The following is a 6,939-nucleotide window of genomic DNA, read 5'->3' as shown; positions in this document are numbered from 1 at the left end:
AGTGCGAGGGGTGGGCGGGACGAGGGCGGGAGGCGGGGTGAACGGCTCCGGAGCCGGCGAGAGCGACGGGGCGGGGGGCAGCATCGTCACGCCCTCGGCCGAATTTCCGCCGCTGGCGCCGGAGGAACTGGCGGCGCTGCGGCGGATCGGCGACCAGTGGCGGGCGGCCCGGCGGGACCAGCCGCCCGGAGCGCTACCGGTCGATCCCACCCTGCGCCGCGCCGGTGGCCAGCCCGAGCCGAGCCGGTTCGGGCGGCTCGCCCCGATCGCGATGTTCCGGGTCGGCGAGCCGGACGAACTGGTCGCCACCGAGCCGGCCAACCTGCCCGGAACCCGGTTCGGTCGGACCGTCACCCGGCTCCGGCGCGCCCTGTTCGGGCCGCCGCTGAGCAGCTCGGCGGTCCTCTACGAGCGGATGCGCAAGCTGGTCGCCCTGCCGGTGCTCTCCTCCGACCTGCTCAGCTCGGTCGCGTACGGGCCGGAGGCGATGCTGGCCGTGCTGCTGCTCGCCGGCAGCGGCGCGCTGGGGCTGTCGCTGCCGCTGGCGGCCGGGCTGGTGGTGCTCATGATCGCCGTCGGCATCTCGTACCGGCAGACCATCCCCGCCTACCCGCACGGCGCCGGCTCCTACGTCGTGGCCGGCGACAACCTCGGCGCTCTGCCCGGGCTCGCCGCGGCCGCCGGGCTGATGCTGGACTACGTACTGACCGTGGCGGTGTCGGTGGCCGCCGGTGTGCACGCGGTCACCTCGGCGCTGCCCGAGCTGGCCGGATGGACCGTGCCGGTCGGGGTCCTGGCGATCGTCCTGCTGCTCGCCGGCAACCTGCGGGGCGTACGCGTCGCGGGCAACATCTTCGTGCTTCCCACGTATGCCTTCGTGGCCGCCGTGCTGACGCTGCTGGTGGTCGGCTTCGCCCAGGCGGTCGGGCGTGGGTTCGCGCCGGTGCCACCACCCCCGGTGCCCATCGTCGAGGGGGCGTCGGCGCTGCTGGTGCTCCGCGCTTTCTCGTCGGGCGCGGTGTCGATGACCGGCATCGAGGCGGTGTCGAACGCGGTGCCGGCGTTCCGGCCGCCGGAGTGGCGCAACGCCCGGACGACCCTGGGCTGGATGGTCGCCATGCTGGTGCTGCTCTTCGCCGGGTTGACCCTGCTGTTCCACCTGGCCGGGCTGGTACCCAGGCCGGACGCGACGATGTTGTCCCAGCTGGCCCGGGTCACCTTCCCGACCGGACCCTGGTACGGGCTGATCCAGGCCGCCACCGCGCTGATCCTGCTGCTGGCCGCGAACACCGCCTTCAACGACTTTCCCCGCCTGCTGTTCTTCATGGCCCGCGCCGGCCACGCGCCGCGCCGGTTCCTGCACATGGGAGACCGCCTGGCCTTCAGCAACGGGCTGGTCACGCTCGCCGTCGCGGCGGCGGTCATCCTGGTCGTCTTCCGCGGGCACACCGAGTCGCTGATCCCGCTCTACGCGGTCGGGGTGTTCCTGGCGTTCACCCTCTCCCAGGCCGGCATGGTGGCCCACTGGCGACGGCACCGAGGGCCGGGCTGGCGGCGACGGCTGGCCCTCAACGCGGTCGGCGCCACGCTCACCGGACTGGTGCTGGTGACCGCCGGGGCGGCGAAGTTCACCGAGGGCGCCTGGGTGGTGGTGGTCGCGGTGCCGCTGCTGGTCCTGCTCTTCTGGGCCATCCATCGGCACTACCGGATGCTGCACCAGGCCTTGGCGCTGCATCCGCCGCCGGTAGTCCCGACGGCGGCGCCGTCGGTGGTGCCCGCCCCGCCGGCGACCGCCGTGGCCGCGCCGCCCGAGGGTGAGGAGCTACCCCAGCAGGTACGGCACCTGGTGGTGGTCCCGGTCGCCCGGCTGAACCGGGCCTCGCTGCGGGCGCTGGCGTACGCGGCCTCGCTCGGCCAGCCGACCCTGGCCGTGCACATCGCTCCCGAGGAGCCGGAGGCGGACCGGTTCCGCGCGCAGTGGCGGGTGTGGGGCGACCACGTCCGGCTGGAGACCATCGTCTCGCCGTACCGGGCGGTGATCGGGCCGCTCGCGCACTACCTGGAGGCCCTGCACGCCGCCCGGTCCGACCTGGTGCTGACCGTGATCGTGCCCGAGGTGGTGGTCCGCAGCCGCTGGCACCGACCGCTGCACAGCCGGGCCGAGCAGCGACTGCGCTCCGCGCTGCGGCCGCTGCCCGCCGTGGTGGTCACCAGCGTCCCGGTGCACCTGACCGAGTAGCGCCGGCCCGGCCGCGGCAGCGCTGGTCAGACCTCGTGCACCTCCAGCACCCGGGCCTGCGGAGCGGCGTCACCGAGCGCGGCGCGCAGCGCCACCCGTTCCGGGTCGACCAGGAAGGCGTCGTAGCCCGTGCGGGTGTCGAACCGGATCAGGTGCACCTCGGTACGCCCGTCGCCGGTGCGCTGCCGGCGCTCCACCCGCCCGCCGTGCCGGCCGAGCAGGGCGAGCACCGCGTCCTCGTAGCGCTGGCCGGCCTCGACCGCGTCGGCGGGGAACTCCACCAGCGCCACCAGGCGCACGGCGGCGGCCGGGTCGGTGCGCAGCGACTTCCAGAAGTGGTGGTCGACGTGCCCGCCCGGGATGCCCTCCCGGCGGCCGGTGTCCAGGTAGCCGTGGCGGCGGTAGAACTCCGGCGCCTGGAACGAGAACGACGACACGGAGACCTCGATGCACCCCCGCCGGCCGGCCTCCGCCGAACGCCCGCAGCAGCCGGCCGCCCCAACCCTCGGCCCGGCGGTCCGCGCGTACCCAGACCATGTTGATCCCGGCGCAGCCACCCCAGGTCCAACCGGTCAGGCCGGCGACCAGGTCGCCGTCGGCGTCGGTGACCCGGACGTTGAGCTCCGCCTCGTCGTCGGCGCCGGTGGCCCGGTTGTTGAACGCGGTCAGCTCCCGGTCCAGCCGGGCGGTCAACTCCGCATCCGCCGCCGCGAGCACGGTCAGCGTGTCGCCCGCGCTCGCCCGTGGCTCGCTCTGCCCGGCCCGCCGCGCTTCGGCGTCGGCGGCCGGCGTGGCGCCGGCCGGTGGCGTGGACGTGCCGTCGGCCGGTGGGGTGGTGGTGTGGTTCCCCGTCGTCATGCGGCGGAGTATGGCAGGCGGCGCTATTCGCCGATGCCGACCGCCTTGGCGCTGGCCGTCCAGAGCCGGGCGGCCAGTTGCGGGTCGGCGGCCTTGCGCAGCGGCCGGCGCGGCCGACGGTCGAAGTAGTAGCCGCCGTCGATCAGCCGGGCGGGATCCTGGTTGGCCAGCCAGACCAGCGTCTCCGCCCCCTTCTCCGGGCTGCGGAACGGCAGCATCCGCATGCCGAGCGCGACCAGCCGGCTGTCGTTGCCGAACCGGGTGCGCACCACGCCGGGGTGGAAGCAGTACGAGCGCACCCGCGGCCAGCGGCGGGCCGCCTCGGCGGTGAACAGGATGTTCGCCTGCTTGCTGGTGCCGTACGCGGTCATCGAGCGGTAGCGGCGCAGCGGCGCGTTCAGGTCGTCCGGGTCCAGGGTGCCGCTGCGGTGCGCGCCGGAGGCGGTCACCACCATCCGGCCGATCCGGTCCCGCAGCAGGTTGCTGAGCAGGAACGGGGCCAGGTGGTTGGCCTGGATCGACAGCTCGAACCCGTCCACCGTGGTCAGCGGCTGGAGCACGATCGCGCCGGCGTTGTTGGCCAGCACGTCGATCCGGTCGTACGCGGCCCGCAGCCGCTCGGCCAGCCCGCGTACGTCGTCGAGCACCGCGAAGTCGGCACGGAACAGCTCGGGCCGCTCTCCGCACGCCTCCCGCACCTGCTCGGCCGCCGCCTGCAACCGGGCCGGGTCGCGCCCGACCAGTACCACCTGGTCACCGCGGCGCGCCAGATCCACCGCCGCCGCGAGGCCGATACCCGAACTGGCCCCGGTCACCACCACGAGTCGGCGCCCAGTGACATCTTCCACAGGTCCATTCACCCCGGTCATGGCGCGAGGTTACCGTGGCGTCACAACGCCCTTTGGGATCGTTAAGTTCTCGGATTCTCGTCAGCTGGCGTCGGCGTGCCCGCCGCACGCTGGAAGGAGCGCACCCATGGCCGCAGTCGGTCGCCCCCGCCGGTCCTGCCTCGCGGTACCCGGTTCCAGCGTCAAGATGCTCGGCAAGGCCCAGGGCCTCCCGGCCGACCAGGTCTTCCTCGACCTGGAGGACGCGGTCGCCCCGCTGGCCAAGCCGGACGCCCGGAAGAACATCGTGGCCGCGCTCAACGAGGGCGACTGGTCCGGCAAGACCCGGGTGGTCCGGGTCAACGACCTGACCACCCCGTGGACCTACCGGGACGTCATCGACGTGGTCGAGGGGGCCGGCGCCAACCTCGACTGCATCATGCTGCCGAAGGTGCAGAACGCGGCCCAGGTGCAGTGGCTCGACCTGACGCTCACCCAGCTGGAGAAGACCCTCGGCCTGGAGGTCGGCCGGATCGGCATCGAGGCGCAGATCGAGAACGCCGCCGGCCTGGTCAACGTCGACGCGATCGCCGCCGCCTCGCCCCGGGTCGAGACGATCATCTTCGGGCCGGCCGACTTCATGGCCTCGATCAACATGAAGTCGCTGGTGGTCGGCGCGCTGATCCCGGACTACCCGGGCGACCCGTACCACTACATCCTGATGCGGATCCTGATGGCCGCGCGGATGCACGACAAGCAGGCCATCGACGGCCCGTTCCTGCAGATCCGCGACGTGGACGCGTTCCGCGAGGTGGCCAAGCGGTCGGCCGCGCTGGGCTTCGACGGCAAGTGGGTGCTGCACCCCGGCCAGATCGACGCCGCCAACGAGGTCTACTCGCCGGCCCAGGCCGACTACGACCACGCCGAGCTGATCCTCGACGCGTACGAGCACTACACCTCGGAGGCGGGCGGCAAGCTCGGCGCGGTGATGCTCGGCGACGAGATGATCGACGAGGCGTCCCGCAAGATGGCGCTGGTGATCGCCGCCAAGGGGCGGGCGGCCGGGATGAGCCGGACGTCCAGCTTCACCCCGCCCGCCGGGTAGCACGCCCGGTTCCACCTCGTGCCGCCCCGGTCGGACCGGGGCGGCACGACGTGTCTTCAGTAGCTGCTGCTGGTGTTGTCGGACTGCGTGATGGCGAAGACGATGGCCGCCACGTAGAAGAGGATCACCAGCACCAGCAGGCCGGTGAGGATCCAGCCGACGATGATGGCGGCCTTCGCCATGCCCTCGCCGCCCTCACCGGTCTGCCGGATCTGCTTCTGGGCCACGTGCCCGAGGATGGCCCCGATCGGGGCGGTGATGCACGACCCGACGCCGACCAGGGAGAGCACCAGCGCGGCGATCGCCAGGCCGTTGGTCTTCTGCTGCGGCGGGTAGCCGTAGCCGTAGCCCGGGTAGGCGGGCGGCGGGTAGCCGGCGGCGGCGTACGGGTCACCGGGCTGGCCGGGCGTCTTCATCCCGGCGTACGGGTCGCCGCCGGGGTGCGGCTCGGCGGCGGTGGGCTGAGTGGGCACGGGCTGACCGCTGATCGGCAGGGTCGGGTCGGCCGGTGGGCTCGACTGCTGGCCCGACCACGCCGGGTCGTTCCAGCCGCCGGACGGCGGGGGATAGGTCATCTGTCTACTCCGTTGGGTGCGGGTGCGCGGTCAGGGTAGCCAGCGGCACGCAAACCGCGTGGTCCCGCCACCGGGTGCCGCGTTGCCCGGGCGGGGATAACCGGGCAGGATCCTGGCATGGTGTTTGACGCGCGAGCGGCGGACCGCTCCGGCAGCCGACCGAGACGGGACGCGAGCCGCCCCGGGCTGGCCCGGCGCAGCCGGGCGGCCGTCGCCGCGGCCGCCCCCGGGCAGGACGAGCCGGCGCCGCTGCCGGAGCCGGTGACCATGCGGCTCGACGGGAAGGTCGCCCTGGTGACCGGGGCGGGCAGCCCGGACGGCATCGGGTACGCGACCGCGCGCCGGCTCGCCGACCTGGGCGCCCGGGTGGCCATCGTCTCCACCACCCGGCGCATCCACGAACGGGCCAGCGAGCTGGGGGTGACCGGGTTCGTCGCCGACCTCACCGACGAGTCGGAGGTCGGCGCGCTCGCCGACGCCGTGGCCGAGCAGCTCGGCGACGTGGAGGTGCTGGTCAACAACGCCGGGCTGGCCAGCCGGGCCAGTCCCGAGGTGCTGCGCCCGGTCGCCCAGCTCAGCTACGACGAGTGGCGGGGCGAGATCGACCGGAACCTGACCACCGCGTTCCTGTGCAGCCGGGCCTTCATCGGCGGGATGGCCGAGCGCGGCTGGGGGCGGATCGTGAACCTGGCGGCGACCGCCGGGCCGGTCAACGCGCTGCCGACCGAGGCGGCGTACGCGGCGGCGAAGGCGGGCGTGGTCGGGCTGACCCGGGCGCTGGCGATGGAGATGATCGCCGACGGGGTGACCGTGAACGCGGTGGCGCCCGGCACCATCTACACCGCCGCGTCCACCATGGCGGAGATCAAGCAGGGCCTCGGCACGCCGGTCGGCCGGCCGGGCACGCCGGACGAGGTGGCCGCCGCCATCGCCTTCCTCTGCTCGCCGGCCGCCTCCTACATCACTGGCCAGATGCTGGTGGTGGACGGCGGGAACAGCGTCCGCGAGGCGCAGTTCCGTCAGTAGGTCATGCCGCCGTCGACGCCGGCGAAGGCGACCAGCGCGATCCAGCCGCAGCAGATGAGCAGGCCCAGGCCGGTGAAGACGTAGCTGAGGATCAGCCCCCAGGTGGCCAGCTGGTCGCCCTCCTCGCCGCTGGTCCGCAGCTGCCGCTTGGCCAGGTGGCCGAGGACGATGCCGGCGGGCGAGAACACGAACGCGAAGACCAGCGAGAGGATGGCCAGCACGTTCGTGCCCCGGGTCGGCCCGGGCGACGGCGGGCCGTACTGGCCGTAGGGGCCCTGCGGGGCGTACGGGGGTTGGTGTCCCCACTGC

Annotated in this window: 7 protein-coding genes; 3 read left to right on the top strand and 4 right to left on the bottom strand. The window is 73.7% G+C overall.

What is annotated here, in order from left to right; all coding sequences use genetic code 11:
- Positions 1–37: 37 nt before the first annotated feature.
- On the top strand, positions 38–2,239 hold the full coding sequence (locus DLJ47_RS27210) for an APC family permease (RefSeq protein ID WP_109904107.1): 2,202 nt from the start codon (positions 38–40) through the stop codon (positions 2,237–2,239).
- 26 nt (positions 2,240–2,265) lie between these two features.
- On the opposite strand, the gene DLJ47_RS36420 is transcribed toward DLJ47_RS27210, so the two are convergent.
- Positions 2,266–2,676, bottom strand: a complete 411-nt coding sequence (locus tag DLJ47_RS36420) for a hypothetical protein (protein WP_233258039.1) — start codon at positions 2,674–2,676, stop codon at positions 2,266–2,268.
- A gap of 444 nt (positions 2,677–3,120) precedes the next feature.
- Positions 3,121–3,945 (bottom strand): SDR family NAD(P)-dependent oxidoreductase, encoded by an 825-nt coding sequence (locus DLJ47_RS27200; RefSeq protein WP_109904105.1) that lies wholly within the window; start codon positions 3,943–3,945, stop codon positions 3,121–3,123.
- A gap of 127 nt (positions 3,946–4,072) precedes the next feature.
- Between DLJ47_RS27200 and DLJ47_RS27195 the strand changes: the two genes are divergently transcribed.
- Positions 4,073–5,029 (top strand): HpcH/HpaI aldolase/citrate lyase family protein, encoded by a 957-nt coding sequence (locus DLJ47_RS27195; protein ID WP_109904103.1) that lies wholly within the window; start codon positions 4,073–4,075, stop codon positions 5,027–5,029.
- A gap of 56 nt (positions 5,030–5,085) precedes the next feature.
- On the opposite strand, the gene DLJ47_RS27190 is transcribed toward DLJ47_RS27195, so the two are convergent.
- Positions 5,086–5,604: a DUF4190 domain-containing protein gene (locus DLJ47_RS27190; protein ID WP_109904101.1), complete on the bottom strand. Its 519-nt coding sequence runs from the start codon at positions 5,602–5,604 to the stop codon at positions 5,086–5,088.
- A gap of 186 nt (positions 5,605–5,790) precedes the next feature.
- On the opposite strand from DLJ47_RS27190, the gene DLJ47_RS27185 reads away from it, so the two are divergent.
- Positions 5,791–6,630: an SDR family NAD(P)-dependent oxidoreductase gene (locus tag DLJ47_RS27185; protein WP_393343513.1), complete on the top strand. Its 840-nt coding sequence runs from the start codon at positions 5,791–5,793 to the stop codon at positions 6,628–6,630.
- On the opposite strand, the gene DLJ47_RS27180 is transcribed toward DLJ47_RS27185, so the two are convergent.
- The coding region (locus DLJ47_RS27180; protein ID WP_233258038.1) for a DUF4190 domain-containing protein at positions 6,624–6,939 on the bottom strand (316 nt) is incomplete at its 5' end. The genes DLJ47_RS27185 and DLJ47_RS27180 overlap by 7 nt on opposite strands.

The sequence above is a fragment of the Micromonospora sp. S4605 genome, assembly GCF_003176715.1.
Taxonomy (GTDB): domain Bacteria; phylum Actinomycetota; class Actinomycetes; order Mycobacteriales; family Micromonosporaceae; genus Micromonospora; species Micromonospora echinaurantiaca.
This window is presented reverse-complemented; position numbering and strand designations above follow the sequence as displayed.

Excerpts from the sequence above, each read along its gene's own strand:
- DLJ47_RS27190 (WP_109904101.1), bottom strand. The coding sequence starts at position 5,604 with ATGACCTATCCCCCGCCGTCCGGCGGCTGGAACGACCCGGCGTGGTCG.
- DLJ47_RS27195 (WP_109904103.1), top strand. The coding sequence starts at position 4,073 with ATGGCCGCAGTCGGTCGCCCCCGCCGGTCCTGCCTCGCGGTACCCGGT.